Annotated in this window: 27 protein-coding genes and 1 tRNA gene; 14 read left to right on the top strand and 14 right to left on the bottom strand. The window is 69.3% G+C overall.

All coding sequences use genetic code 11. The features are described from left to right. Positions 1 to 68: 68 nt before the first annotated feature. The gene (locus ACWPKK_RS00220; RefSeq protein ID WP_452000286.1) at positions 69 to 656 is read right to left on the bottom strand and encodes a hypothetical protein; all 588 of its coding nucleotides are present in this window, start codon (positions 654 to 656) and stop codon (positions 69 to 71) included. A 155-nt stretch (positions 657 to 811) separates the two neighbouring features. Here ACWPKK_RS00220 and ACWPKK_RS00215 point away from each other — a divergent pair, with 155 nt between their 5' ends. Then, on the top strand, positions 812 to 1555 hold the full coding sequence (locus ACWPKK_RS00215; RefSeq protein ID WP_452000285.1) for a YggS family pyridoxal phosphate-dependent enzyme: 744 nt from the start codon (positions 812 to 814) through the stop codon (positions 1553 to 1555). A 26-nt stretch (positions 1556 to 1581) separates the two neighbouring features. Here the strand turns inward: ACWPKK_RS00215 and ACWPKK_RS00210 are convergent, their stop codons facing one another. From ACWPKK_RS00210 to ribA, 3 genes are all read right to left on the bottom strand, one after another. Beyond that, positions 1582 to 2115 (bottom strand): L,D-transpeptidase family protein, encoded by a 534-nt coding sequence (locus tag ACWPKK_RS00210; RefSeq protein ID WP_452000283.1) that lies wholly within the window; start codon positions 2113 to 2115, stop codon positions 1582 to 1584. Continuing rightward, entirely contained in the window at positions 2112 to 3107 is a 996-nt protein-coding gene (locus tag ACWPKK_RS00205) for a hypothetical protein (RefSeq protein WP_452000281.1), read from the bottom strand. The genes ACWPKK_RS00210 and ACWPKK_RS00205 overlap by 4 nt, the downstream gene beginning before the upstream one ends. Before the next feature lie 217 nt (positions 3108 to 3324). Next, positions 3325 to 4581 (bottom strand): GTP cyclohydrolase II, encoded by a 1257-nt coding sequence (ribA, locus tag ACWPKK_RS00200; protein WP_324871609.1) that lies wholly within the window; start codon positions 4579 to 4581, stop codon positions 3325 to 3327. Positions 4582 to 4769: 188 nt separating this feature from the next. On the opposite strand from ribA, the gene ACWPKK_RS00195 reads away from it, so the two are divergent. Together ACWPKK_RS00195 and ACWPKK_RS00190 are read left to right on the top strand one after the other, a co-directional pair. After that, a complete protein-coding gene (locus tag ACWPKK_RS00195; protein ID WP_452000279.1) occupies positions 4770 to 5300 on the top strand; it encodes a glycosyl transferase in 531 nt (176 codons plus the stop codon). 129 nt (positions 5301 to 5429) lie between these two features. Further along, positions 5430 to 6143, top strand: a complete 714-nt coding sequence (locus tag ACWPKK_RS00190; protein ID WP_452000277.1) for a response regulator transcription factor — start codon at positions 5430 to 5432, stop codon at positions 6141 to 6143. Between the two features lie 30 nt (positions 6144 to 6173). Here ACWPKK_RS00190 and ACWPKK_RS00185 read toward each other — a convergent pair whose 3' ends face one another. After that, positions 6174 to 6935 carry a hypothetical protein gene (locus ACWPKK_RS00185; RefSeq protein WP_452000275.1) on the bottom strand — a complete coding sequence of 254 codons (762 nt, stop codon included), beginning with the start codon at positions 6933 to 6935 and terminating at the stop codon, positions 6174 to 6176. Positions 6936 to 7196: 261 nt separating this feature from the next. On the opposite strand from ACWPKK_RS00185, the gene ACWPKK_RS00180 reads away from it, so the two are divergent. The 3 genes from ACWPKK_RS00180 to ACWPKK_RS00170 all read left to right on the top strand — a co-directional run bounded on the left by ACWPKK_RS00180 (position 7197) and on the right by ACWPKK_RS00170 (position 9736). Continuing rightward, entirely contained in the window at positions 7197 to 8084 is an 888-nt protein-coding gene (locus tag ACWPKK_RS00180; protein WP_452004672.1) for an MBL fold metallo-hydrolase, read from the top strand. Positions 8085 to 8286: 202 nt separating this feature from the next. Further along, positions 8287 to 9114, top strand: coding sequence for a YcbK family protein (locus ACWPKK_RS00175; RefSeq protein ID WP_452000273.1), 828 nt, complete (start codon positions 8287 to 8289; stop codon positions 9112 to 9114). 40 nt (positions 9115 to 9154) lie between these two features. Further along, positions 9155 to 9736, top strand: a complete 582-nt coding sequence (locus ACWPKK_RS00170) for a histidine phosphatase family protein (protein ID WP_452000272.1) — start codon at positions 9155 to 9157, stop codon at positions 9734 to 9736. Positions 9737 to 9799: 63 nt separating this feature from the next. Here the strand turns inward: ACWPKK_RS00170 and xth are convergent, their stop codons facing one another. Both xth and ACWPKK_RS00160 read right to left on the bottom strand, forming a co-directional pair. Next, a complete protein-coding gene (gene xth, locus ACWPKK_RS00165; RefSeq protein WP_452000271.1) occupies positions 9800 to 10594 on the bottom strand; it encodes an exodeoxyribonuclease III in 795 nt (264 codons plus the stop codon). A 10-nt stretch (positions 10595 to 10604) separates the two neighbouring features. Then, positions 10605 to 11288 carry a fumarylacetoacetate hydrolase family protein gene (locus tag ACWPKK_RS00160; protein WP_452000270.1) on the bottom strand — a complete coding sequence of 228 codons (684 nt, stop codon included), beginning with the start codon at positions 11286 to 11288 and terminating at the stop codon, positions 10605 to 10607. 531 nt (positions 11289 to 11819) lie between these two features. Between ACWPKK_RS00160 and ACWPKK_RS00155 the strand changes: the two genes are divergently transcribed. Then, positions 11820 to 12218, top strand: coding sequence for a MarR family winged helix-turn-helix transcriptional regulator (locus ACWPKK_RS00155; protein WP_310118925.1), 399 nt, complete (start codon positions 11820 to 11822; stop codon positions 12216 to 12218). Positions 12219 to 12404: 186 nt separating this feature from the next. Here ACWPKK_RS00155 and ACWPKK_RS00150 read toward each other — a convergent pair. Then, positions 12405 to 12495 (bottom strand) — tRNA-Ser (locus ACWPKK_RS00150). A gap of 96 nt (positions 12496 to 12591) precedes the next feature. After that, the gene (locus ACWPKK_RS00145; RefSeq protein ID WP_452000268.1) at positions 12592 to 13398 is read right to left on the bottom strand and encodes an alpha/beta fold hydrolase; all 807 of its coding nucleotides are present in this window, start codon (positions 13396 to 13398) and stop codon (positions 12592 to 12594) included. Positions 13399 to 13511: 113 nt separating this feature from the next. Here ACWPKK_RS00145 and ACWPKK_RS00140 point away from each other — a divergent pair, with 113 nt between their 5' ends. Both ACWPKK_RS00140 and ACWPKK_RS00135 read left to right on the top strand, forming a co-directional pair. Continuing rightward, a complete protein-coding gene (locus tag ACWPKK_RS00140; protein ID WP_452000267.1) occupies positions 13512 to 14786 on the top strand; it encodes a glycosyltransferase family 4 protein in 1275 nt (424 codons plus the stop codon). A gap of 55 nt (positions 14787 to 14841) precedes the next feature. Beyond that, positions 14842 to 15720: a TIGR01459 family HAD-type hydrolase gene (locus ACWPKK_RS00135; protein WP_452000266.1), complete on the top strand. Its 879-nt coding sequence runs from the start codon at positions 14842 to 14844 to the stop codon at positions 15718 to 15720. Positions 15721 to 15797: 77 nt separating this feature from the next. On the opposite strand, the gene ACWPKK_RS00130 is transcribed toward ACWPKK_RS00135, so the two are convergent. Further along, entirely contained in the window at positions 15798 to 16115 is a 318-nt protein-coding gene (locus ACWPKK_RS00130; RefSeq protein WP_081505887.1) for a ribbon-helix-helix domain-containing protein, read from the bottom strand. Between the two features lie 316 nt (positions 16116 to 16431). On the opposite strand from ACWPKK_RS00130, the gene ACWPKK_RS00125 reads away from it, so the two are divergent. The 4 genes from ACWPKK_RS00125 to ACWPKK_RS00110 all read left to right on the top strand — a co-directional run bounded on the left by ACWPKK_RS00125 (position 16432) and on the right by ACWPKK_RS00110 (position 20470). Beyond that, positions 16432 to 17604, top strand: coding sequence for a hypothetical protein (locus ACWPKK_RS00125; RefSeq protein WP_452000264.1), 1173 nt, complete (start codon positions 16432 to 16434; stop codon positions 17602 to 17604). Positions 17605 to 17617: 13 nt separating this feature from the next. Then, positions 17618 to 18601 carry an SH3 domain-containing protein gene (locus ACWPKK_RS00120; RefSeq protein ID WP_452000262.1) on the top strand — a complete coding sequence of 328 codons (984 nt, stop codon included), beginning with the start codon at positions 17618 to 17620 and terminating at the stop codon, positions 18599 to 18601. Between the two features lie 254 nt (positions 18602 to 18855). After that, positions 18856 to 19122, top strand: coding sequence for a hypothetical protein (locus ACWPKK_RS00115; protein ID WP_324871622.1), 267 nt, complete (start codon positions 18856 to 18858; stop codon positions 19120 to 19122). 127 nt (positions 19123 to 19249) lie between these two features. Beyond that, complete coding sequence (locus ACWPKK_RS00110; RefSeq protein ID WP_452000260.1) at positions 19250 to 20470, top strand: NAD(P)/FAD-dependent oxidoreductase; 1221 nt, start codon at positions 19250 to 19252, stop codon at positions 20468 to 20470. A 39-nt stretch (positions 20471 to 20509) separates the two neighbouring features. Here ACWPKK_RS00110 and ACWPKK_RS00105 read toward each other — a convergent pair whose 3' ends face one another. The 3 genes from ACWPKK_RS00105 to ahcY all read right to left on the bottom strand — a co-directional run bounded on the left by ACWPKK_RS00105 (position 20510) and on the right by ahcY (position 22534). After that, positions 20510 to 20824, bottom strand: coding sequence for a CcdB family protein (locus ACWPKK_RS00105; RefSeq protein WP_324871624.1), 315 nt, complete (start codon positions 20822 to 20824; stop codon positions 20510 to 20512). Next, on the bottom strand, positions 20824 to 21117 hold the full coding sequence (locus ACWPKK_RS00100; RefSeq protein WP_324871625.1) for a type II toxin-antitoxin system CcdA family antitoxin: 294 nt from the start codon (positions 21115 to 21117) through the stop codon (positions 20824 to 20826). Before ACWPKK_RS00100 ends, ACWPKK_RS00105 begins: the two co-directional genes overlap by 1 nt. A gap of 118 nt (positions 21118 to 21235) precedes the next feature. Next, positions 21236 to 22534: an adenosylhomocysteinase gene (gene ahcY, locus ACWPKK_RS00095; protein ID WP_452000258.1), complete on the bottom strand. Its 1299-nt coding sequence runs from the start codon at positions 22532 to 22534 to the stop codon at positions 21236 to 21238. Between the two features lie 220 nt (positions 22535 to 22754). Between ahcY and ACWPKK_RS00090 the strand changes: the two genes are divergently transcribed. Continuing rightward, entirely contained in the window at positions 22755 to 23846 is a 1092-nt protein-coding gene (locus ACWPKK_RS00090) for a PA0069 family radical SAM protein (protein WP_452000256.1), read from the top strand. 3 nt (positions 23847 to 23849) lie between these two features. Here ACWPKK_RS00090 and ACWPKK_RS00085 read toward each other — a convergent pair whose 3' ends face one another. Continuing rightward, positions 23850 to 24086, bottom strand: coding sequence for a hypothetical protein (locus ACWPKK_RS00085; protein WP_324866790.1), 237 nt, complete (start codon positions 24084 to 24086; stop codon positions 23850 to 23852). Positions 24087 to 24145: the final 59 nt, after the last annotated feature.

Here is a 24145-nt window from a genome sequence, read left to right as displayed (position 1 = left end):
GGCGGGCTTCCGGCCGGAAACGGAAAAGGCGGCGGAGCGATCCGCCGCCTTTTCGTTTTTCAGGCCGCTCACTTCTTCGGGGCCGACTTGGGCGGTTCCGATTTGGCGTTCTTGTCCGCTGTCTCGCACATCATGAACAGCACCGATGACTCCAGCGGCGTCCAGATCAGCAGATAGCGCGACTTTTCGCGATCGGCGAGGAAGGCGAGGGTTTCGGAATCGGTCACCGCCTTGGGATGGATTTCGCCCAGCAGGTAGCCGATGCGGCCATAGTTGGCCATGGTGCCCTGGAAGATGAAGTCCAGCCGCTCCTGGTCGTCCTTGGCGACCTCCCAGCCGAACTGCTCCTGGCGCACGCAGCGGCGGCCGTATTCGTCCAGGATCTTGTCCATATAGCTGCGGTAGGTGCCGTCGTCGGTCAGCGGATAGGCCGGCTCGCTGAAGCGGACCTTGGTCATCGGCGATCCCGCCATGACCTTGGCCTTCCCCTGCTTGCCGGCGGGCTTCGCCGGTGCCGCAGCCTTCGGCGCGGGTTTCGCGTGCTCTTCGGCGCGGACGGGGGTGGCGGCAATCAGGCCGGCGGTCAGCGCTGCCGGCAAAGCGGTCGCGGCGGCAAGCAGGCTGGCGGAGAGCAGGGAACGAAACGGACTCCGCATGCGGAGGTCTCCTCGATGTGCAGACGATGATGATGCCGGCGCCTCCATCCATGCGCTTTTGGTTGGGCGCGTTGGGGCGCTTGCGTTTCCGCGGACCGTCCGCTAACACGCCGCGGAAGCGCTGTACACCCGCAGCGACCGGATTGGGGGCGGCCATGACGACGACGCAGGGCACTGGCAAGGATACGCAAACCGGCGGCGAAGCAGGCGGTTCCGCGACTGCGGACGGCGTGACGGCCCGGCTCGACTCGGTGCGCCGCACCATTGCGGAAGCCGCGTCCTCCTGCGGTCGCGGCGAGGGGGCGGTGACGCTGGTCGCGGTGTCGAAGACCCACCCCGCCGAGGCGGTGGAGGAAGCCCTGTCGGCTGGCCAGCGCGTGTTCGGCGAGAACCGCGTGCAGGAGGCCAAGGCCAAGTTCCCGGCGCTGAAGGAGCGCTTTCCCGATCTGGAACTGCACCTGATCGGACCGCTGCAGACCAACAAGGTCAAGGACGCCGTCGCCCTGTTCGACGTGATCCAGACCCTGGACCGCCCCAAGCTGGCGGAAGCGCTGGCGGAGGAGATGGCTAAGACCGGCCGCCGGCCGCGCTGCCTCATCGAGGTCAACACCGGCGAGGAGCCGCAGAAGGCCGGCATCGCCCCGGCCGAGGTCGAAGCCTTCCTGGCAGACTGCCGCGACCGTCTGGGGCTGCCCGTCACCGGACTGATGTGCATCCCGCCGGTGGACGAGGAGCCGGCGATGCATTTCGCCTTGCTGGCGGAGATGGCGCGCCGGCTGGGGCTGGCAGAGATCAGCATGGGCATGAGCGGCGACTACGAGACGGCGGTGCGGTTCGGCGCCACCCATGTGCGGGTCGGCACGGCGATCTTCGGCGCGCGTCCCTACCCCGCGGAATAGCGGCCAGCATGCCTTCGGCAGGCGCATCATCCCGCCGGTGCGGCGACGCTCAGCGCGCTGTCCGGCTCGCAGTCCTTCAGCAGGCGCAGCATGTCGTCGGGCGCCAGCGCGACACAGCCGGCGGTCGGCGTGCGGTCCGGGCGGATCAGGTGCAGGAACACGGCACTGCCCAGTCCCGGCACCACCGGGTCGTCGTTGTGCCCCATCACCACCACGATGTCGTAGACATGGTCGTCCCGCCACATCGCCTCGTGGCTGGCGGGATAGGGTCGCGTGACCGGACGGTTGTAGGCCGGATCTTCCGGCGCATCGCACCAGCCGTCATTCTCCGCGATGGCGTCGAGCGGCAGGCCGGTTTCCGGCGGCGGCAGGCGGTCGGCGCGCCACAGGACACGGCGCAGCACGAAGCGGCCGACGGGGGTGGCGCCGTCGCCCTCCCGCTTGTCGCTGCGCACGCCGCCGCGGCCGAGCACACACGCGACATCGCCGCCGGGCCAGCGCAAGCGGCCGGTGGTCGCCTCCGGACCGCCGTCCGACGTCACGATGATCTCGATGCTCATCCCGATACCCGCGTGGTGCTGGTGGCGCCCTGGGCCGCTTTGCGCGACTGCTCGTACTTCGCCAGATTGCGCATCATCGTTTCCGACAGCATGTCCGGCGGAACCGGTGCCGGTCCGGCGGCCGCATCGCCCGGGGCGGCGCCGGCCGGCTGTGCATTGGCGGGCTGGACGGGCGCAGCCTGGTTGCCGTTGGCGGGAGCGGCACCGGGCGCGCGCGCGGCGGCCATGACCGATCCGGGGAGCGGCGCGGCGTTGCGGGGCACGCTGTGCTTGGCCAGGGCGGAACTGGCGAGCGGGGTGTCGCGCGCCGGCATCTTGCTGGGGTGCGGCACCGCACCACCGCCCGCCAGCTGCGCCACCAGGGCCGGCGACGCCTCGGCCGCAGGAGCGGACGCAGAAGCGGTTCCGGGAACGGAGAGCCTGACCGGCTGACCGGTCGCCATGGGGGAGTTCGCAACGGAAGCGGCCGATGGAGCGGCCGGGCCGGCCGCTGCCAGTGCCGCGGCGAGACCGCCCGCGGGCGGTGCTCCCTCCGCGGCCTTGGGCGGCTCCTTGCGGGACGGATCCGCGGGGGAGCCGGATTTGACCGGCCCCCCCGAGGCGTCCGCGACGGCCGTGGGGGTGGCGGGATGGTCACCGTCCCCAAAGCCGAGCGAGGCCATGACCGTGTCCCCGACATCCTTGCCCGTCGACTGTTCGATCACCGCGTTGGCGATGGACGCCATGCCGCCGATGACGCCGCCATACAGGATGTCGCCCATGACCCGCATGGACGGCTGGATGGTGTCGCCGGTGATCTCGCGATAGACGGTGCTGACGATCGGGATGTGCTGCAGCGGGTTGATGATGTCCAGGAAGTCCCAGAAGGACATGTCGCCCTGGATTTCGACCGACCCGCCATTGTGGCCGCCGTCGATGACCGGCGACGCCTTTTCGCGCAGCGCCGGACGATGGACGGCGCTGCTGTCGATTGTGGTGGCGTCGATGGCCATGGGCGGTCTCCCGGCTCGGTGGTCACGACAGGGTACAGCAATCCTCGTGCCAACCCGATCCGTCCCACCAGGTGCGGAATCCCGCGATTCGCGAGGTCCGGGGCGGTCCGCACCCGGAATCCGATTCCCAGTAGCGGGGGCGATGGCGGGTAGCGGCAAGAACTGCCGGGTCGGCGGAGCGATTCGTGCCCCGCCATTCCGGTGCGGGACATCCGCCTCAGAACATGTGGCCGCTGCGTTCCGCCTTGGTGCGCAGGTAGCCCTCGTTGTGGCCGTTGGCAGGGAAGATGTGGGCCACCCGCTCCACCACCGCGATGCCGCAGCGGGCGAGCTGCCGCAGCTTCTCCGGGTTGTTGGTCATCAGCCGCACGGCGGAGAAGCCCAGCTGGCGCAGCATCTCCGCCGCCGGCAAATAGACCCGCTCGTCCGCCTCGAAGCCGAGGATCTCGTTGGCGTCCACGGTGTCGAAACCGCGGTCCTGGATGCGATAGGCGCGCAGCTTGTTGACCAGCCCGATGCCGCGCCCCTCCTGCGCCAGATACAGCAGCACGCCGCTGCCCTGCCGGGCGATCTCGGCGATGGCGCCGCGCAGCTGGTCGCCGCAATCGCAGCGCAGGGAGCCGAGCAGGTCGCCGGTGAAGCATTCGGAATGCAGGCGGGCCAGCACGGGCTGGTCCGGATCGGGATCGCCGATGACGATCGCCAGATGCTCCGGCCCGCCATCGGCCGGGCGGAAGGCGTAGATGCGCGTGTTCTCCGATCCCACCAGCGGCACCCGCGCGTCCGCGACGCGGCGCAGGGTGCGCACCACATGGACGCGGTAATCGGCAACGTCCGACGCCCTCACCAGCAGCAGGTCGTGCTCCGCCGCCCAGTCCGCTGCGCTGACACCGGCCGCAGGGCCGGAGGACGGCAGGTCGGCAGTGATGGCGGCGGGAAGCAGGCGGGCCAGACGGGCGAGGTCGACGGCAGCGGCCTCGCGGCTGCCGGGACGGGCGTCGGCGACGGTCAAACCGGCCGGCAGCGCGCCCTGCGCCTGCGGATGCTGTTCGGGATCGGCCAGCGCGTGGGCCTGGTCGGCGGTCAGCCCGCCGGGCCGGTCGAGCGCCATGGCGCCGAAGCCATCGGTGGAGGACCCCGGCGCCTGATCGCCGGCGATGTCGCTCACCGGCTGCGCCGCGTCGGCGGAGGCAAGCCCCAGCACCACGGCGCGGCGGCGGGTGACCACCAGCCGCGGCGTGCCGCCGGTCAGCGCCTTCAGCCGTTCCACCGCATCGAGCGCCACCGACTCCACCGACACCGCCGCACCGACGGTGCCGTCCGCGGTCTCGATCGCCACGACCTCTCCACGGCGCAGCGCGGCCAGCGCCCGGTCGACGGCGCGCACGGCAGCCTCGTCGATGGGCGCCGGGGAGGCCGCGGGTGCGGGCAGGGTGGCCGTCGTGGTGGTGTCAGTCGGGTGTTCGGCTTGCATCGTCAGCGGCTTTGCGTAGCGGGAGCGCCGGCTTCGGCGCAAGAACGGGACATGGTGCGTTCGGCGGCCGAAGCAAAGCGCAGGTGGCGCGCCCCTGTCCAGCGATTCCCGCGCGCCACACCGTTGCCGAAGGCGCAACGATCCCGCTAGCCTGCCCCGATCATACCCTCATCCGGAGCCCATGCGCCGTGACGATCGAGACCCTGCCGCCCCAAGAGCCGCGCGCTTCCCTCCATGCGGTGATGCCGGCCGAGCTGCCAGCCGACGCCTATGGCCGCCGCATGGTCGAGGCGTTGCGCGCCGCCGGGGCCGGCATGACGGTTCACGCCCTGCCCGGCCCGTACCCGCAGGTCGACCCGTCGGCGATCCTGGCGGCCGACATCGCCCTGGCCCGGCTGCCCGACCGCGCGCCGGTCCTGCTGGACGGCAACGCCCTGTTCAATCTGGCCGCCAGCCTGCCGGCCGACGACCGCCGCCTGCGCTTCGTCGCGCTGGTCGACCGGCTGCACTGGGCCGATCCGGACCTGACCGCCGACGAGGCCGCGGTGCGCCGCAACCTGGAACAGGGCGCGCTGTCGCTGATGCGCCGGGTCGTGGTGCCGGACGACGAGACGGTCGCCGCGGTGCGGGCGCTGGGGGTCCAGCCCGACCGCGTGATCCGTGCCGCTGCGGATGGCGGCGGTGCCGCGGCGCTGATGGCGGCTATTGCCATGCTGTAGCGAGCGTCCGGCGGCGTTCTACCCCGCCCACAAGCCACCACGACAATCCACCGCCACCATGCTACTAAGGCGCGGCCCCGGCCTTGCCGTCCGGCGCCGTCCGCTTCCCGCTTTCGTGCCGCACGCCCCATGATCCCTGCAAAGCGCATCCTCCTGGTCGATGACGACACCGCCCTGCGCCAGTCGCTGGCGGAGCAGCTGCGGTTGCTGGAGGAATTCGAGACCGAGGAGGCCGGCGACGGCGCCGGGGCGTTGAACGCGGTCCGGGCAGGGGCCGCGGCAGGAGCCGCGGGTGCCGGCTTTTCCGCCATCCTGCTCGACGTCGGGCTGCCGGACATGGACGGGCGCGACGTCTGCAAGCTTCTGCGGCGCGAGGGCGTGCGCTGCCCCATCATCATGCTGACCGCATCGGCCAGCGATGCCGACACCATCCTGGGACTGGAATCCGGCGCCAACGACTATGTGACCAAGCCCTTCCGCCTGGGGGTGCTGATCGCCCGGCTGCGCGCCCAACTGCGCCAGTTCGAGCAGACGGAGGACGCCGTCTTCGCCATCGGCCCCTACAGCTTCCGGCCCGGCGCCAAGCTGCTGCTGGACGAGGCCGCCAACAGGAAGATCCGCCTGACCGAAAAGGAAACGGCGATCCTGAAATACCTGTACCGGGCCGGTGATCTGGTGGTGGGGCGCGAGACCCTGCTGGGAGAGGTCTGGGGCTACAACGCCGCGGTCACCACCCACACGCTGGAGACCCACGTCTACCGCCTGCGCCAGAAGATCGAGGCCGATCCGTCCAACGCCCGCATCCTGGTGACGGAGCCCGGCGGCTACCGGCTGGTGCCGTAAGCAGCGATATCAGGCTCAGCGGGTCGCAGTTCAGCGCCGCCCGCAAGGGGCCAGTTCCCGGCGGCTTCCCCGTTCGGCGATGGTGACTTCGCCGGCGAAGCCCAGCCAGCGCTGGCGTTCGCGCTCCCCCGACGGATGCCGGCCCAGCCTCGCCGCGCCCAGACCGATGGCCGACGGCCCGCCCCACAGGCCGCGGCCGCGCGGCACCACCGGCAACAGCCGCAGCTTGCGCCCGACGATCGCCATCCGGCGGCGCCAGTGGCTGACGTCGTGCGGCGATACGCCGACGCGGCGGGCGATCTCGCGGTCCGACAGCAGAGCGCTGCCGGGGTCCTGCAGCAGATCCAGCACGGCGCGGCGCTTGTCGGTGTCGGCGTGGCGGGAATGCTTGCGCTCCAGCGCCTTGCCCATGTCCCACAGCTTTTCCGCCGTCTCGCGCGCCAGGGTGCGCCAACGGTCGGCCTCCTCGCGCTGGCGGTCGGCATCGCCGGACGCCTTGTCGAGTTGGCGGCGCAGGGTGGCGAGTTCCAGTTCCAGATCCTTCACCTGCCGGCGCAGGCCCCGGACAAGCTCGTCCGGCGGCGGCGGCGGGGCCGGCGCACCGGCCGGCTCGGCGGCAGGAGGCGGTTCGGGGGATGGAGGCACCGGCGTGCGTGCGCGCTCCGCAAGGTCGCGGAAGGACAGGCCGGCGCGCGACAGCATGATCCGGGCGGCGCGCAGTGCGGACAGCGCCTCGCCCTGATGCTCCGACTCGGCCATGGCGAGGACTTTGGCGAGCTTGTCAGGATCCATCCGCGTCGGGTTCCGCCGGAGCCGGTCCCCACCCGCGCGGGGACCCTGGTAAGTCATGCCGCGCAATGCGCGACGAGCCCCAACCTACCACATCTTATGGGTTTGGACAGGTGCCCTTCGTGGGTCGGCGACTCGCGGCCCGCCCGTTCGAAAGGCGCGCCACCATCCAACGCCCCGTCCGTAAGGGGAACCCCCGGAAGTGAGACGGGGGTAAGAGATTTGCTAGACTTGGACAAGCGGGATCGCCACCATGGCGCCGTCATGACCGTCCGCAATACGATCGATTCCGTTCCCCCGCCCGCCCGGGAAGAGGCTGGCGGCACGTCCCCCTTCACCGTCCGCTTCTGGGGCGTGCGCGGCAGCATCGCGTCGCCCGGGCCGACAACCATCCGCTATGGCGGCAACACCGCCTGCATCGAGGTCCGCTGCGCCGGCGCCCACATCGTCTTCGACTGCGGCACCGGCATCCGCCCGCTTGGCGAGTCGCTGGCGCGGAGCGGCGGGCCGGTGGACATCGACCTGCTGCTGACCCACAGTCATCTCGACCACATCTGCGGCCTGCCCTTTTTCGCCCCCGCCTTCGATCCGGACAGCCGGTTGCGGCTGTGGGCCGGGCATCTGCCGCCGGAGCGTCCCTTCCGGACCGTACTGTCGGACATGATGACGGCGCCGCTGTTCCCGGTGCCGGTGGACGTTTTCCGCGCCGATTGCCAGTTCCGCGACTTCCAGGGCGGCCAGACGCTGGAGCCGGCGCCGGGCGTGGTGGTGCGAACCTGCGCGCTGAACCATCCCGACGGCGCCACCGGCTATCGGGTGGAGCATGGCGGCCGCAGCCTGTGCGTCCTGACCGACACCGAACATCCGGCCGAGGGACGCGACCCGGTGATCCTCGACCTGCTGCGTGGTGCCGACCTGATGGTGTATGACAGCACCTACACCGATGCCGAATACCCGGCACGCGTCGGCTGGGGCCATTCGACATGGCAGGAGTGCCTGCGGCTGGCCGAGGCCGCCGGCGTCGGCCGCGCGGTGATCTTCCACCACGACCCGGCCCGCACCGATGGCGAACTGGACGCCATCGCGGCAGAGGCGGACGCGATGCGACCCGGATCGCTGGTGGCCCGCGAGGGGATGGAGCTGTCGCTGTAGGACTTCCCTCCATCCGGGTTGAACTCCGGAAATTCTTTCTCCCCGCGAAAAGCTCTTGTGCGTGTTTAATGCGCCACAGGTTGCTTTGTCACACTGGTCTCGTGTGACATTCTTGGTATTAGATCGGACCTGCAACCTCGCCACGATTGGGGCGGGCGGGGATCGTTGGGGCGTGCAAAGCTTGGGGGGAAAAGCGATGCGCATGACCGGTCGTGCCTTTGGTGTGCTTGCCGTCCTAACCGTCGCGACGCAGCTTGGCGGCTGCGCCACGGCGCCGCCGCTGGAAAGCACGAAGCTTGACGGCTCCCCGCGCAGCGTGGTCCTGCACCACCCGGCCAGCGGCGAATCGGTTTCCGTCACCTACTGGCGTCCCGGCGACGGCTATGACCCGGCGGCGATGCGCGAGATCTCCGTCCTGTTCCGCGACCGCCGCAGCGACGAGGAGATCCCGATCGACCCGGCCCTGGTCGACATGCTGGTGGAGCTTCGCCAGCGCGTCGGCGCAGCGCCCGAGTCGCCGATCCGCATCACCTCGGGCTACCGGTCGGGCGCCACCAACGCCAGCCTCGCCCGCAGCAACCCGAACGTCGCCGAGAACTCCTACCATCTGCGCGGACAGGCGGCGGACTTCTCCATCGCCGGCGTGCCTCCGGCCCGGCTGGCGGAGGAGGCGGCGGCAATGCAGCGCGGCGGCTATGCGATGTACGCCCACACCGGCCATGTCCATGTCGACACCGGCCCCTTCCGCACCTGGACGCCGAAGACCGGCGAGCCGCGCGCACCGCAGATCCTGGAGGCGCAGGCCCGTGCCCGCGCCAAGGCCCAAGCCCAGGCGCTGGCGCTCGCCCAGAAGGCCGGCAACGCGAAGGCGCGCGTGCAGGTGGCCGATGCGGGATCGAAGCCGATCAAGGCTCCTGCGAAGGCCCCGGCGGCTCCCGGAGCCAAGGCGCCGCCGCCCGATCTTGCGCGCGTCCGCGTGGCCCTGGCCCAGATAAAGGAAATGCCGGTGCAGAAGCCGGCAAGACGCTAAGCTGGGGGAGCATTCCCCTCACCTGCGTCCCGGTATTCCTATGACCACCCTGCTGATTCTCCGCCACGGCCCGACCGCCTGGAACGCCGAAGGGCGCATCCAGGGCAGCATCGACGAGCCGCTGTCCGACGCCGGCCGCGCGCGGGTTGCCCGCTATCGACTGCCGCCCGAGTCGGCCGGTTTGCGCTGGGTCGCCAGCCCGAAGCGCCGCGCTTGGGAAACCGCGCTGCTGCTCGGCCTCGACCCCACGCCGGAACCGCGGATCGTCGAAATGGATTGGGGCGAGTGGGAGGGCATGCGCACCGAGGATCTGCGCGCCGACGGCCGCATGTCCGCCCGCCACGACCGGCTGGGCCTGGATTACAAGGCCCCCGGCGGCGAGAGCCCGCGCGAGGTGCAGGCCCGCCTTCGCAGCTGGCTCGCCGACCTTGCCGCCGATGGCCGTCCCACCGGCGCCGTCGCCCACAACGGCATCCTGCGCGCGCTCTATTCGCTCGCCACCGGCTGGGACATGCGCGATGACCCGGCGGAGGAGTTGCGCAACGGCTGCGCCCACCTGTTCCGGCTGGCGGAGGACGGCACGCCGACGGTGGTACGGATGAATATCGGAATGTTGGAGTAGAGGGGGGCAGAAGGGGGGCCGCGGCTGCGGACACCCCTTCCCCCATCCATCAAACCTTGGGCATCAGACGTTCAGATCGACGATCACCGGCACATGGTCCGACGGCTTCGGCTCCCAGCCGCGGGCGTCGCGCAGCACCTTGATGCCCTGCAGTGCGCCCTCCAGCGGCGGGGTCACCCAGATGTGGTCCAGGCGCCGGCCGCGGTTGGAGGCGGCCCAGTCCTTCGCCCGGTAGCTCCACCAGGTGTAGAGCTTCTCCTCCGGCGGCACGAAGCGGCGCATGGCGTCGACCCAGCCGGCCGAGGACTGCATCGCCGCCAGCTTTTCCACCTCGATCGGCGTGTGGGAGACCACCGACAGCAATTCCCGATGGCTCCAGACATCCTGTTCCAGCGGCGCGATGTTCAGGTCGCCGACCAGCACCATGGGACGGTCGGGCGTCCGTTCCGTGCCCAGCCAGTGGGTCATCTCGTCCAGGAACTGGAGCTTGTGGGCGAACTTGTCGTTCACCGCCGGGTCGGGAATGTCGCCGCCCGCGGGGATATAGACGCAGTGCAGTTCGATCCCGCCCGGCAGATGGGCGAGCGCGTGGCGGCAATCCTGCTTGCCGCACCAGTGCTGGACGTCGTGCGAAGAGAAGGGCAGGCGCGACAGGATGGCGACGCCGTTGTAGCCCTTCATCCCATGGATATGGGCGTGGACATAGCCACGCTCCGCCAGGGGGCCGAGCGGGAAGTCGGCGTCCACCACCTTGGTTTCCTGCAGGCAGATCACGTCCGGCCGCTCCTCCTCCATCAGGCGGAGGAGGAGGTCCAGACGCATGCGGACCGAATTGATGTTCCAGGTCGCGATGCGCATGTCCGGCGGCTCAGGCGATGGTCAGGGTCAGGGTGCCGACGCCTTCGACCTCGCCGGTCAGCACGTCGCCGGCCACCACCGGGCCGACGCCCTCCGGCGTGCCGGTGTAGATCAGGTCGCCCGGCTGCAGGTCGACCAGTCCGGACAGGTAGGAGATCGTCTCCGCCACCGACCAGATCAGGTCGGACAGGTCACCCTTCTGCCGCGGCTCGCCGTTCACCTGCAGGGTGACCGCGCCCTTGTCCGGATGGCCGATGTCGGCGACGGTGCGGATGGCGGAACACGGCGCCGACCGGTCGAAGCCCTTGCCCATGTCCCAGGGCTTGCCTTCCTTCTTGGCGGCGTTCTGCAGGTCGCGCCGGGTCATGTCGAGCCCGACGGCATAGCCGAACACATGATCCAGCGCTTGGTCGACCGGGATGTCGCGGCCGCCGGTCTTGATCGCTACAACCAGCTCGATCTCGTGGTGCAGGTTGGCGGTGCGGGGCGGATAGGGAATGGTGGCGCCATCGGCGACGATGGCGTCGGCCGGCTTCATGAAGAAGAAGGGCGGCTCGCGGTCGGGATCGGCGCCCATCTCGCGCGCATGGGCGGCATAGTTGCGGCCGACGCAGTAGATGCGGCGCACCGGAAACGGATCGCCGCCCACGACGGGGACGGCCGGCTGGGACCACAGGGGAATGGCGAAGGCCATGGCATCGGCTCTCAGGTTGGGACGCTCCCGAACAGCTAACCCGAAAGCCGCCGACGGACCAAGCGTCCAACCATCCGCTCTGCCCTGCAATGCGGTGCCGATTTCCCTATCGTGACAAAGCGGCTGGCAGGGCGACTCGAAGCACACCGAGACCCGGAAACGAAGACGCCCGGTCTGGGGGGGACCGGGCGTCGGAAGCTCCGATTCGGGAACCCGCGCGCGGCAGGGGAAACCGCAGGGCGGGCGATCGGCGTCAAATCGGCGTCGACCACTTCTTGACTCTTCAAGATGGAATTTGTATGGGCGTCAACCAATACGTTTCACGCATATCTGGTATGCATATCATGTCCCCCGTGCGGTTCTTGCTGACAAACGAAAGCCTTGCCCGCATTTTATCCGTTCATCCGATAATTCATCCAAAACATGGCATCCACGGTGACTGACAACGAGCGTTCCACCCCAGCCGACCGGCGGTCGCGTCTGCGCCCCGGGAAAAACGGCAAGCTCGCCCTTGGCCCCCTTCCCGAGCTCGTGGGTTATAACCTGCGCAAGGCTCAGGTCGCGGTGTTCCAGAGCTTTCAGAACGCGGTCGCTCCGCACGACATCACGCCCGGCCAGTTCGGCGTGCTGATCATGATTCGGGAGAACGAGGGGCTGTCGCAGTCCGACCTGGGCACGGCGGTCGGCATCGACCGGTCGACCATGGTCGCGGTGATCGACCGTCTCGAGTCGCGCGGCCTCGTCGTCCGCGCGCCCTCGCCCAACGACCGCCGCTCCTACGCACTGCGCCTGTCGCCGGAAGGCCAGACGCTGATGGACGACCTGACTCCGCGCGTCCAGGCCCACGACCAGAGCATGGTCAAGGATCTGTCCCCGGAAGAGCAGGCGCAGTTCATCGACTTCCTGCGCCGCGTGTCGCGGGCGAAGTAAGGGGCACCGTCCCTTCCGTTCCAGGCACCGGAAAAGACTGACAGCCCGCTCCGCACCGGCAATTGCCGGATGCGGGGCGGGCTTTTCTATTTGGAGTTTTCGCAAGAACGAAGGCTGTCGGAAGGAAATAAAAAAGGCCCAGCTTTTCAGCTGAGCCTTTTTAACGGGTCAATCCCGGAAACTTAGTGGCGGAGGGAGAGGGATTCGAACCCTCGATACGCTTTTGACGTATACACACTTTCCAGGCGTGCGCCTTCAACCGCTCGGCCACCCCTCCGTAGAGGCCCGCGTTATAGCCAGAGGTTCGCGGCGATGCAAGCCTCCGTTTCACGCGAACGACGTTTTTTTGGCGGCGCATCAAACCGTCCGGATTTCATCCACATACCTCGTCCACCAGGGCGCCGACGGTGCGGCACAGCAGGTCCAGATCCTGGGGACGGGACAGGCGGTGGTCGCCGTCCTTCACCAGAGTGACGCGGACATCGTCGCCCGTCAGCGCCTCGGCGATTCGCAGGCTGAGCTGCCAGGGGACATCGGGGTCGCGCTGACCGTGCAGCAGGCGGACGGGACCGCCGAAACCGATGGGACCGCGCAGCAGCAGGTGGTTGCGGCCGTCCTCGATCAGGGCGCGGGTGATCGGCTGGGGTTCGGGGCCGTAGTCCGACGGACGGTTCCAGACGCCCTGCTCCATGATCTGCCGGCGGACGTCGGCATCGAAGATGTCCCACATCAGGTCTTCGGTGAAGTCGGGGGCCGGCGCGATGCCGACCAGCCCGGCCACCCGCTCCGGACGGCGGAGCGCAGTCAGCAGCATCATCCAGCCGCCCATGGAGGAGCCGACCAGGATTTGGGGGCCCGTCGTCACCTGGTCCAGCACCGCCAGCGCGTCGTCGGCCCACAGGCCGATGGTGCCGTCGGCGAAGCGGCCGCTGGAGGCGCCGTGGCCCTGATAGTCGAAGCGGGTGAAGGACAGGCCGCGCTCCACCGCCCAGGCCTCCAGCGCCGTCGCCTTGCCGCCGGTCATGTCGGACATGAAGCCGCCCAGGAACATCACCCCTGGCATGACGCCGGGCTTGCCCTGTCCGGACGGACCGGCAGGGGTGTGGTGATAGGCTATGGTCGCCGCACCGCGCGTTAGGCTATGGTGCGCGCCGCCCGGTTGGGCTGCGGTTTCGGTCATACGGTCACCTTCGACAACGGATGCCGGCCCGCGGTCGGACACCGGTTCGACGGACACCGGCATGCCGGGGCCCGCGGCCGGTCCCGGGCCGCCCCTTGCGAGCAGCCGGCATCATGGATTTCGACCCCCACCTTACCACCGACCAATCCCCGCGCAACGCGGACGCCCGTCAGGATACTCCGCCTTCGCACCAGCCGGGCCATTGGCCGGGAGAGTGGCCGGGAGAGTGGCCGGGCGGGCGGGCGCCGACGGTGCTGCAGGTGGTGCCGACGCTGGTCACCGGCGGCGCGGAGCGCGGCTGCATCGACATGGCCCTTGCCCTGCAGGCGGCGGGCGGCACCCCGCTGGTGGCGTCGGAAGGCGGGCCGATGGTGCGCGAACTGGACCGCGCCCGCATCACCCACCTGACGCTGCCGCTGGCCTCCAAGAACCCGCTGACCATCCGCCGCAACGCACGCCGGCTGGCCGCAATCATCCGCGAGCACAAGGTCGACATCGTCCATGCCCGCTCCCGCGCCCCGGCCTGGAGCGCGTGGCTGGCCTGCCGCGAGACCGGCGCGCGCTACATGACCACCTTCCATGCCCCCTATAATTTCGGCAGCGGGCCGATCGGCGGCCGGCTGAAGCGCTGGTACAACTCGGTGATGGCGCGGGGCGAGCGGGTGATCGCCATCTCCGGCTTCATCCGCGACCATGTGCTGGGCAACTACCCGGTCGATCCGGCGCGGGTGCGCGTCATCCATCGCGGCATCGACCGCAGCGTCTTCGCCCCCGACCGGGTCAGCCCGACGCGGCTGGTCACGCTTGCCAAGCAATGGAACCTGCCGGACGACCGGCCGGTGATCCTGCTGCCCGGCCGGCTGACCCGCTGGAAGGGCCAGATCGTGCTGATCGACGCGCTGGCCAAGCTGGGACGCAAGGACGTGCTGGCCCTGCTGGTCGGGTCCGACCAGGGCCGCACCGGCTACCGGGAGGAGTTGGAGAACCGCATCGCCACCAACGGCCTGCGCGGCGTGGTGCGTATGACCGACCATTGCAGCGACATGGCCGCGGCCTACCTGTTGTCGACGGTGGTCGTCTCTGCCTCGCGCGAGCCGGAGGCCTTCGGGCGGGTGATCGTGGAGGCGCAGGCGATGGGCAAGCCGGTGATCGTCTCGGCCATCGGCGCCTATCAGGAGACCGTCGTCCCCGGCGAAACCGCCTGGGTGGTGCCGCCGGACGATCCCGACGCGCTGGCCCGGGCGCTGGGCGAGGCGCTGTCGCTGACACCGGAGCAGCGCGACGCCATCGGCGCCCGCGCCATGGCCTTCGTCGCCGACCGCTACACCAAGGACCGCATGTGCGCCGACACGCTGGCGGTCTATGCGGAGTTGCTGCAACCACGCTGAGACCGGCTTGTTGACGCAATCCGACCTTCAACCGACCATCAACCGACCGGACACCATGGCCGACATCCGACAGATTTCCGGCATCGCCGAGGTCATCGACCGCTATGACGGGTTCATCCTGGACCTGTGGGGCGTTCTGCATGACGGCGAACAGCCCTATCCCGGCGTGCCCGACTGCCTGGACCGCATGCGCGCCGCCGGCAAGACCCTGTGCCTTCTGTCAAACGCTCCGCGCCGTACCCCCGGCGTGATCGAGAAGCTCGACGGCATGGGGTTGGGGCGCGAGCGCTACCATCATGTCATGACGTCGGGCGAGGCGACCTATGAAGCCCTGCGCGACCGCGACGATCCCTGGCACGCGGCACTCGGCCGGCGGCTCTACCATATCGGGCCGGACCGCGACACCGACGTCTATGACGGACTCGGCTATCAAATTGCGGCAACCCCGGCCGAGGCAGATTTCGTCGTCAACACGGGCATCGTGACCTTCGGCGAGACGGTGGCGGACTATCAGCCGCAACTGGACGCCTGCCTTGCCGCCGGCCTGCCGATGATCTGCGCCAACCCGGATCTGGTGGTGATGGTCGGGCCGATGCTGGTGATCTGCGCCGGCACGCTGGCCGCCCGTTACGAGGAGATGGGCGGCGACGTGCGCCAGCACGGCAAGCCCTATGCCCCGGTTTACGAGCGCTGCTTCAAGCTGCTGGGCATCGCGGACAAGAGCCGCATCCTGGCCGTGGGCGACAGCCTGCGCACCGACGTCGCCGGCGCCAACGCCGCCGGGATCGACGTGGCGCTGGTCACCGCCGGCATCCACCAGGAGGAATTGGGCGGGGCGGCCTGGGGCGAGGCGGTCGACCCGGTCAACCTGCGGGCGCTGGCCGATGCCACCGGCCACATGCCGACCTATGCGATGCCCAGCCTGCGCTGGTGAGCGTTCGTTGTGATCGGGCGGGGCGCCCGCCGCCCGACCCGAGCCCGACCTGAGCCCGACCCGGGCTCGATGCCCCGTCAGTCCATCGGAACCGCGTCGTCCAGCGCCTTGCGCAGGAGGGGCGACGGACCGTCTTCCGAGAAGCCGCGGTTGCCGATGGCGGTGCGGAAATAGCTGACGATGAACACGCGGATGGAGGCGGTCAGGTTCGCCTCCCCCCGCCGTTCGTCGATCCGGCTGCAAATCTCATTCAAGCTCAGCCGTTCACGCTCGCAGATTTCCTTCAGCGAGTCCCAGATGTACGGCTCCATCCTGAGGCTCGTTCGACGCCCGCTCACCTTCACGTTGCGGCAGAGCAGTCCCGGCCCTTCCTTACCTCCGCCCGTGCCCGCCATGGGAATTCCTGTTCCTCATCCGTTGCGCGTTCCGCCCGCCTGGTTTGGTCCAATACATCCATTTGTGTGACGATATTGCAAGCGGCGTGTGCCGTCCAAGTCAATTTCGACCCACGGCTGCGGTTCGACGCGACAATCGGGCGCAGGCGGGTATCGCTTCCAACTGCAGATCGGCAGGTTGCCGGGAAAAGCCGCTTCCCTTGGCTCACACCTTCGCTATACCAGTGCCGAATCATTCCTGCGGGAATCGGGCGGACACCGATGGGGCGGAACGGCCTGACGGACGGACCGGGCGGTGGAAGAGGAAGGATCGGCGATGAAGCGACCGGTAAACGGACGATTCGCGGGCTGCGTCGCGGCCTGCGCCATCGCTGCCCTGTTGGCCGGCGGAGTCGTGCCTGCCCTGCCCTCCGGATATGCCCGGGCCGCGGAATCCGCCCCCGCTGAACAGATTCCGGAAGCCGCAATCCGTGCGCGCTTCGAGGCGATGCTGCCGGCGCCCTGGCGCATCGAAGCGCTGATGGTGGAGCCGCTGTCCAACGCGGCCGCCCAGTCGCCAGAACCGCAAGCGGCGGCGCGGGTGACCGCAAAGCTGGTGCTGGGCGCTCCGACCTACCTGGTCGACAGCCGCGAAGGGCCGGTGACCTTCCTGCGCCCGGCGGCCGATGCCGGCCTCGTCAAGAGCTGGGTTGCGACCGCGCTCGGCACCCGCGGCGCCAATGGCTGGACGGTCACGCTGACGCCGCAGACCCCCGGCTTGCTCGAGGGCATCGGCAACCCCGCCGCGGAGTTGCCCGGCCGCACCGTGGTGCTGGGCACGGCCGAAGCAAGGAGCCTGCGCGAACAGCTGGACCGCGACGCCGCCCAACGGCTGGCCGACGACACCGAGCGCCGCCGGCGCGAAGAGGAACGGCTGACCCAGCAAACCGCCGCAGCGAAGGCCGAGGCGGCCCGTGCCGAGACCGAACGCCGGGCGGTCGAGGCGCGCATCGCCCAGTTGGCGGACCTGCGCGGCAAGCTGGCCGGCAACGACCGCGCGATGCGGCTGGCCGCCTTCGAAGCGGCGCTGGGCGGCAACGACCCGGCACTGCGCCAGACGGCGATGGAGGCGGCGCTGCAAAGCCGCGATCCGGTGGTGGCCAATCTGGCGCTGAAGGACTGGATCGCCCGCCGCCGCGCCGTGCCGGTCCAGCTCTATGCCACCAAGGAGGATCCGAGTTCCGAGGTGGTGGTTCAGAATCTGGGGCCGATGACCCTGGAGATCGACGGCTTCAGCCCGATCAACGGGGCGCTGGCCGGCAAGCTGGGCGCCCCCGGCTACAGCATCGCACGGCCGTCCAGCATCGTCGGCACCCTGGCGCAGACCGAGTTGGCCGTGAACTCCTTCGGCTGCGCCCTGACCCTGCGGCTGACCGAACACCGGACGCTGGACGGGCTTCTGCGCTGCCAGACCCTGCCGACGCTGATCGCCCGCATCACGCTTGACTGAGGGGTGAGGGCCGATGGGCGACGCGTTTCCGAAAGGGCTCCGGCGGGCTTCGGCGCTGCTCCTGCTGCTGCTGGCCGCCCCCTCCGGTGTGCCGGCCCAGATGCCGGCAGAGACGCCGGCCGAACGTTTCACTCCGCCCGCCGCCCCGATCGTCGCCCTGCCACGCCTGACCCCGGCTCGTCCCGTCTCGCCTTTGCCGAATCCTGCCGTGGTCTGGGAACATCCGCCGGAGGTGCCCGCCCCGCTGTCGCCGGTCAGCCCGCAGGCCGGCCCGGCACCCACCCCGATCCGGACGCCCACCCCCGCGGCAAGGACACCGGAGCCGAAGCCTGCCGATCTCCACAACACCGACCAAAGGACTGCCGAAACGGGCCAGGCTCCGGCCGCCGTTCCTCCCCTGCCGCCGGTGAAGCCGCAGCCCGAGCCTGCCGCCCGGCCGGCGCCGAATGAGCAGGAGAAGACCGCTGCCGCCCGGCGGACGATGATCGCCACCGCCGGCATCTACCTGCGCGCCACGCCGGACGCCAAGGGCCGGGTCCTCGACACCGTGGAGAAAGGCGACCGCGTGGAGGCCTTCGGCGCGCCGGTGAACGGCTGGCAGCGGGTGGGGCGGGCCGGCAAGCCGCAGGGCTACGTCACCAGCGCCTACCTGACGGAGGCCGCAGGCGACCGTGGCGATCCAGCCTCCCCGACCAAACCCGGCCGCTACGCCAAGGCCGACCGGGAGGACCGCGGCTGCGCCCTGCCCGGCGACCTGCCCCGGGTCCAATCGGAGCGGGCGCAGACCGCCCGCCTGCCCCGGGGCACCGTCGCCCGGCTGCGCGCCGCCGGCAATTTGCGCGTTGCCCCGGTTTGCGATGCCAAGGTGCTGGACGTGCTGGATGCGGGCGAGCGCGTGACGGTGATGGAGGCCGTCGACGGCTGGTACAAGGTCGGGCAGAAGGGCAAGGCGCTGGGCTATGTCGGCGCGGCGCTGCTCGCCCCCGCCAAACGCTGAAGGGGCTGCGCTGGAAAGCGGTATGGAGCTACCCGGAAGGTCACGCCGCGGCCCTCCGTGAAGGGGCTTGTTCGCCCGTGAAAAAGGATTCTACAACAAGGGGGAGGCCGAACTATCGCGGACGAACGGAGCCCCATCGAAAGTGAGCCGGGGCGTGCCCGTTTTCTCCGACGGTTCGACCACCCCCGCCGGCCATGCGGCGCCGGTCAGGCCAAGCGGGGGCGCGAAGCACGACCGGGACAAGGATTCACACGATGTCGACCCAACACAAACAAGCCATGGACGCGGTCCTGCAGGCCGCTGCGCACGACATCGTCGCCACCCTGCAGGAGCGGGACATCACCGACCGCCACAGCGAGGAAGGGGACCTCGTCGTTCTCGACGTCGCCATCCTGCACGCCTACCGCATCTTCATGCGCATCTGCGAGGAGAACGGCCTGGAAGTCGATGCCGGCTATTTCGCCGACCTCGCCGCCGATCTGGCCGAGGAAGTGGCACAGGACCAGGATTACGACGACTGAACTCGGGAGAGTGAATTCGAGACCCGAATGCCCCGCCCCTCCCCGCGCAGCATGGGAAGGGCGGGGTCACTTCCTTTTGTGAAAGCCCTACCAAGTGCCCCATCCCACCCCTGACGCGGCCCCGGCCATGGTCCCTGATGTGGCGATCGTCGGCGCCGGCCCCGCCGGGCTGATGGCGGCGGAGATCGCTGCCGGCGCCGGGCTGCGGGTCGCCGTGTTCGACCACACGCCCACCCCGGCGCGCAAGCTGCTGCTGGCCGGACGCGGCGGGCTGAACCTGACCCATTCGGAACCGCTCGACCGCTTCCTGCCCCGTTATGGCGCGGCCGAGCCGCTGTTCCGCCGGCTGCTGGCCGGCTTCTCGCCCGACGACCTGCGCGGCTGGGCGGCCGGGCTGGGCATCGAGACCTTCGTCGGCAGCAGCGGCCGCGTCTTCCCGGTGCAGATGAAGGCCTCAACCCTGGTCCGCGCCTGGCTGCGGCGGCTGGACGGGCTTGGCGTCACCCTGCACAGCCGTCATCGCTGGACCGGCTGGAATGAGGCCGGCGCCCTGACCTTCCATGCGCCCTTCCGGCATGGCGAGGAGACCGTCACCGTCGCCCCGCGCGCCACCCTGCTGGCGCTGGGCGGGGCGAGCTGGCCGCGCACGGGCTCGGACGGCGGCTGGGTCCCGCTGCTGGAGGGGTTGGGGGTGGAGGTGGCGCCGCTGGTCCCCTCCAACATGGGCTTCGAGGTGCCCTGGTCCGATCACCTGCGCGACCGCTTCGCCGGCCAGCCGGTGAAGAGTGTCGGCCTGTCCGCTGCCGGTCGCCGGTTGAAGGGCGAGTTCGTCATCACCGAGACGGGGATCGAGGGCGGCGCCGTCTATGCGCTGAGCGCGCCACTCCGCGACGCCATCGCCGCCGAGGGCTGGGCGACCCTGACGCTGGACCTGCTTCCGGACATGGCGGAGGCCGAACTGGTCAAGCGCCTGCGCCGCCGCGGTGCGGAATCGCTATCCACCTTCCTGAAGAAGTCGCTGTCCCTGACCGGCCCGCGCGCCGCCCTGCTGCGCGAGTTCGCCCCCGCCGCCGACCTGACCGACCCGGTGGCGCTGGCCCGCCAGATCAAGGGTCTGTCGGTGGTGCTGACCGGCATCCGCCCCATCGAGCGCGCCATCTCCTCGGCGGGCGGCGTCCGCCTGTCGGAGTTCGACGAGCGGCTTATGCTGACCCGCCGCCCGGGCCTGTTCCTGGCCGGCGAAATGCTGGACTGGGAGGCGCCGACCGGCGGCTATCTGCTGCAGGGCTGCTTCGCCATGGGTGTTGCGGCCGGCAAGGGCATGGTGGAGTGGCTGGGGCGGCGGTGACGCATACGGTCCTGCGAACTGCAGGCCTCCGGCATCCATCTACCGGCCTTGAGCGACCAGCGCGTCGAGTGCCGCTATGACGCGAAGGTGCTCGGCATCGAGGCTGGTGACCGATGGTCCGAGCACCCTGGCGGGAACCGTCACCATTTGCAGCGGGTTCATCAGCACTTTGATGTCTTCGACCATGAATGCCGGGTTGAGCGTCCGGTCATGGTAGGAAATCTCGCTGGCTAAGACCAATGGGACCACCACCCGATCGGAGCGGTCCTCCCAACGGTCACTCTGCACGACGAGAAGATAGGGAATAACCGTTCTGCTTCGCCCTGGATTGCGATGAACGTCGAACTGCGCCATCAGCGATCCTGGTCTTCCGGCACGAAATCCCGGTTCCATTCATCCGCGAAGCGCCCATGCTTCTCGTCAAACGCATTCCATGCCGCAACGACCTTGCGCCGGTGTTCCAGATCGTCGTCGCGTTTCCGACTCTCGTCCTGCATCCAGGCCGCCAGCAGAGACTCGATGGTACCCGACAGGTTGTCGGTGTAGCTCTGGGCGGCGCGCAGCAGATCCTCGTTCAGCGTGATGTCGATGCGCCGCTTGGATGCTTGCGCATCATAGCCCGCATCCCTCTTGCCGATATGGCTCATGCCATCCTCCGCTGCTCTTCCTCCGTATGGTGATGCGGCTTTCGCCCGGTGACAAGCGCCGCAAAGAAAAAGGGCCGCCCCACCGGGACGGCCCCTCTTCATTCAACCCCGCGACCGCTTAGTAGCGGTAGTGGTCCGGCTTGTACGGGCCGGCGGTCGGCACGCTGATGTAGGCGGCCTGCTTGTCGGTCAGGGTGGTCAGCTTGGCGCCGATCTTCTCCAGATGCAGGCGGGCGACCTTCTCGTCCAGGTGCTTGGGCAGGACGTAGACCTTGTTCTCGTAGTTGGCGGCGTTGGTCCACAGCTCGATCTGGGCCAGCACCTGGTTGGTGAAGCTGGCGCTCATCACGAAGCTGGGATGGCCGGTGGCGCAGCCCAGGTTGACCAGACGGCCCTGGGCCAGGACGATCAGGCGCTTGCCGTCGGGGAACACGACCTCGTCGACCTGCGGCTTGACCTCTTCCCAGACCAGATTGCGCAGGGCGTCGATCTGGATCTCGCTGTCGAAGTGGCCGATGTTGCAGACGATGGCGCGGTCCTTCATGGCCCGCATGTGGTCGATCGTGATGACGTCGACGTTGCCGGTCGCGGTGACGAAGATGTCGCCCTGCGGAGCGGCATCTTCCATCGTCACGACCTGATAGCCTTCCATGGCGGCCTGCAGGGCGTTGATCGGGTCGATCTCCGTCACCAGAACGCGGGCACCCTGCGAGCGCAGGCTGGCGGCCGAGCCCTTGCCCACGTCGCCATAGCCGGCGACCACGGCAACCTTGCCGGCGACCATGACGTCGGTGGCGCGCTTGATGCCGTCGACCAGCGACTCGCGGCAGCCGTAGAGGTTGTCGAACTTCGACTTGGTGACGCTGTCGTTCACGTTGATGGCCGGGACCTTCAGCGTGCCCTTCTTCATCATCTCATACAGGCGATGCACGCCGGTGGTGGTCTCTTCCGACAGGCCGCGGACGCCGTCCAGCATCTCCGGATACTTGTCGTGCATGATCTGGGTGACGTCGCCGCCATCGTCCAGGATCATGTTCGGGGTCCAGCCATCCGGGCCGCGCAGGGTCTGCTCGATGCACCACCAGAACTCCTCCTCCGTCTCGCCCTTCCAGGCGAAGACCGGGATGCCGGCGGCGGCGATGGCGGCGGCGGCCTGGTCCTGGGTGGAGAAGATGTTGCAGGACGACCAGCGCACGGTGGCGCCGAGTGCGGTCAGCGTCTCGATCAGCACGGCGGTCTGGATGGTCATGTGCAGGCAGCCGACGATGCGGGCGCCGGCCAGTGGCTTGGCATCGCCGAACTCGGACCGCAGGGCCATCAGGCCCGGCATCTCGGTCTCGGCGATGGTGATCTCCTTGCGGCCCCAGTTCGCGAGGCTGATGTCCTTGACCTTGTAGTCCGTGAATTCGGCGGCCATGAGGGATGACTCCTGGTGGGCGGTGACGGTTCGGGAAGCGGAGATTCAGGCGCGCCGGATCCCCGGCCCTGCCGCTGTAATTGGCGAAGGGTGTACCAGCGGTTCCGGAACCATGCAAGCATAAAGATATCTTTATGTTTGCTGGGTATGTTCACCGAAGCAAGCACCGATAGCGTTTTGTTCGCTTTACGTTCTAGTCGGCCGCGGCTAAGCTGCCGGCATGGATGAGATCAAGCGACCGCCGATCAAGGGCCGGGGTGCGGTGAGCAATGCCACCGGCCGCTTCGAGCGCGAGACCCGCGTCCTGACCGACGACGGCTGGACCGGCTATGCGTCGGGCGGGAACGAGGCGTTGTCCGATCCGGTGCGGACCACCGTCTCCCCGGCCTCGGCCAAGTCGATCATCGCCCGCAACCAGTCGCCCGACGTCGCCTTCGACCAGTCGGTGAACCCGTACCAGGGCTGCGAGCACGCCTGCATCTACTGCTTCGCCCGGCCGACCCATGCCTATCTGAACCTGTCGCCGGGGCTGGATTTCGAGACGAAGCTGTTCGCCAAGCGCAACGCGGCGGAGCTGCTGGCGAAGGAGCTGCGGGCGAAATCCTATGTGTGCCAACCGCTGGCCTTGGGCGCCAACACCGATGCCTACCAGCCGGTCGAGCGGACGGAGGGCATCACCCGGCGGGTGCTGGAGGTCTGCCGCGACTTCAACCAGCCGGTCAGCATCATCACCAAATCGGCGCTGGTCCTGCGCGACCTCGACATCCTGGTGCCGATGGCGGTGAGCGGATTGGCCTCGGTGGCAATCTCCGTCACCACGCTGGACCGCGACCTCGCCCGCGTGATGGAGCCGCGGGCCAGCACCCCGCCGCGCCGGCTGGAGGCCATCCGCACCCTGGCGGAAGCCGGTGTTCCGGTGGCGGTGCTCGCCAGCCCGATGATCCCGGCGCTGAACGACCACGAGTTGGAGGCGATCCTGGAAGCGGCGGCCGGCGCAGGGGCGAGTGCGGCCAGCTACATCCTGCTGCGTCTGCCGCTGGAGATCGCCACCCTGTTCGAGGAGTGGCTGCGCACCCATGTCCCCAACCGCGCCGACCGCGTGCTGAGCCTGATGCGGCAGAGCCGCGACGGCGCGCTGTACCGCTCCGGCTTCGGCACGCGGATGAAGGGTACCGGTCCCTACGCCGAGCTTCTGCGCCACCGCTTCAAGCTGGCCTGCCGAAAGCATGGGCTGGGCGACCGGAACTGGAAGCTCGACTGCAGCCGCTTCCGGGTGCCGCCGGCCGCCGGGGACCAGCTGTCGCTGTTGTGACCGTCAGGAGCGGCGGGGCATCTTGCCCCAGGGCGACAGCGGGTCGGCCGATTTGGAAACGGCTGAATTGGAAACGGCGGACAGCGGAAGGCGGCCGGTCGCCAGCATCGCCATCACCAGCGCGGGATGGGCCGGGCCGGCGGTGTCGTGGCCGGCATGATCGGCCTGCCCGGTGCCGGCGTCGTCGTTGAGTGCCTCGTTGATGCGGGCGAAGGCTTCGATATCGTTGATGTGCAGCATGGTCCGTACCCCTCGGCTTCGACTTTTGTGCGTCGCAGCAAAAACGAAGGTAACAGCTC

The sequence above is a fragment of the Azospirillum largimobile genome (assembly GCF_977007025.2).
The sequence above is the reverse complement of the archived record's forward strand: the minus strand, read 5'-3'. Positions and strand labels throughout refer to the sequence as shown.

Bases quoted from the DNA above. Each gene is read 5' to 3' on its own strand.
- ACWPKK_RS00175 (WP_452000273.1), top strand. From the start codon at position 8,287: ATGACCGGTCGTGCCTTTGGTGTGCTTGCCGTCCTAACCGTCGCGACG.
- ACWPKK_RS00140 (WP_452000267.1), top strand. From the start codon at position 13,512: ATGGATTTCGACCCCCACCTTACCACCGACCAATCCCCGCGCAACGCG.
- ACWPKK_RS00190 (WP_452000277.1), top strand. From the start codon at position 5,430: ATGATCCCTGCAAAGCGCATCCTCCTGGTCGATGACGACACCGCCCTG.
- ACWPKK_RS00220 (WP_452000286.1), bottom strand. From the start codon at position 656: ATGCGGAGTCCGTTTCGTTCCCTGCTCTCCGCCAGCCTGCTTGCCGCC.
- ACWPKK_RS00180 (WP_452004672.1), top strand. From the start codon at position 7,197: ATGACCGTCCGCAATACGATCGATTCCGTTCCCCCGCCCGCCCGGGAA.
- xth (WP_452000271.1), bottom strand. From the start codon at position 10,594: ATGCGCATCGCGACCTGGAACATCAATTCGGTCCGCATGCGTCTGGAC.
- ACWPKK_RS00100 (WP_324871625.1), bottom strand. From the start codon at position 21,117: ATGAGCCATATCGGCAAGAGGGATGCGGGCTATGATGCGCAAGCATCC.
- ACWPKK_RS00160 (WP_452000270.1), bottom strand. From the start codon at position 11,288: ATGGCCTTCGCCATTCCCCTGTGGTCCCAGCCGGCCGTCCCCGTCGTG.
- ACWPKK_RS00130 (WP_081505887.1), bottom strand. From the start codon at position 16,115: ATGGCGGGCACGGGCGGAGGTAAGGAAGGGCCGGGACTGCTCTGCCGC.
- ACWPKK_RS00145 (WP_452000268.1), bottom strand. From the start codon at position 13,398: ATGACCGAAACCGCAGCCCAACCGGGCGGCGCGCACCATAGCCTAACG.
- ACWPKK_RS00085 (WP_324866790.1), bottom strand. From the start codon at position 24,086: ATGCTGCACATCAACGATATCGAAGCCTTCGCCCGCATCAACGAGGCA.
- ACWPKK_RS00135 (WP_452000266.1), top strand. From the start codon at position 14,842: ATGGCCGACATCCGACAGATTTCCGGCATCGCCGAGGTCATCGACCGC.
- ACWPKK_RS00185 (WP_452000275.1), bottom strand. From the start codon at position 6,935: ATGGATCCTGACAAGCTCGCCAAAGTCCTCGCCATGGCCGAGTCGGAG.
- ACWPKK_RS00120 (WP_452000262.1), top strand. From the start codon at position 17,618: ATGGGCGACGCGTTTCCGAAAGGGCTCCGGCGGGCTTCGGCGCTGCTC.
- ACWPKK_RS00215 (WP_452000285.1), top strand. From the start codon at position 812: ATGACGACGACGCAGGGCACTGGCAAGGATACGCAAACCGGCGGCGAA.
- ribA (WP_324871609.1), bottom strand. From the start codon at position 4,581: ATGCAAGCCGAACACCCGACTGACACCACCACGACGGCCACCCTGCCC.
- ACWPKK_RS00210 (WP_452000283.1), bottom strand. From the start codon at position 2,115: ATGAGCATCGAGATCATCGTGACGTCGGACGGCGGTCCGGAGGCGACC.
- ACWPKK_RS00115 (WP_324871622.1), top strand. From the start codon at position 18,856: ATGTCGACCCAACACAAACAAGCCATGGACGCGGTCCTGCAGGCCGCT.
- ACWPKK_RS00110 (WP_452000260.1), top strand. From the start codon at position 19,250: ATGGTCCCTGATGTGGCGATCGTCGGCGCCGGCCCCGCCGGGCTGATG.
- ahcY (WP_452000258.1), bottom strand. From the start codon at position 22,534: ATGGCCGCCGAATTCACGGACTACAAGGTCAAGGACATCAGCCTCGCG.
- ACWPKK_RS00105 (WP_324871624.1), bottom strand. From the start codon at position 20,824: ATGGCGCAGTTCGACGTTCATCGCAATCCAGGGCGAAGCAGAACGGTT.
- ACWPKK_RS00090 (WP_452000256.1), top strand. From the start codon at position 22,755: ATGGATGAGATCAAGCGACCGCCGATCAAGGGCCGGGGTGCGGTGAGC.
- ACWPKK_RS00205 (WP_452000281.1), bottom strand. From the start codon at position 3,107: ATGGCCATCGACGCCACCACAATCGACAGCAGCGCCGTCCATCGTCCG.
- ACWPKK_RS00170 (WP_452000272.1), top strand. From the start codon at position 9,155: ATGACCACCCTGCTGATTCTCCGCCACGGCCCGACCGCCTGGAACGCC.
- ACWPKK_RS00125 (WP_452000264.1), top strand. From the start codon at position 16,432: ATGAAGCGACCGGTAAACGGACGATTCGCGGGCTGCGTCGCGGCCTGC.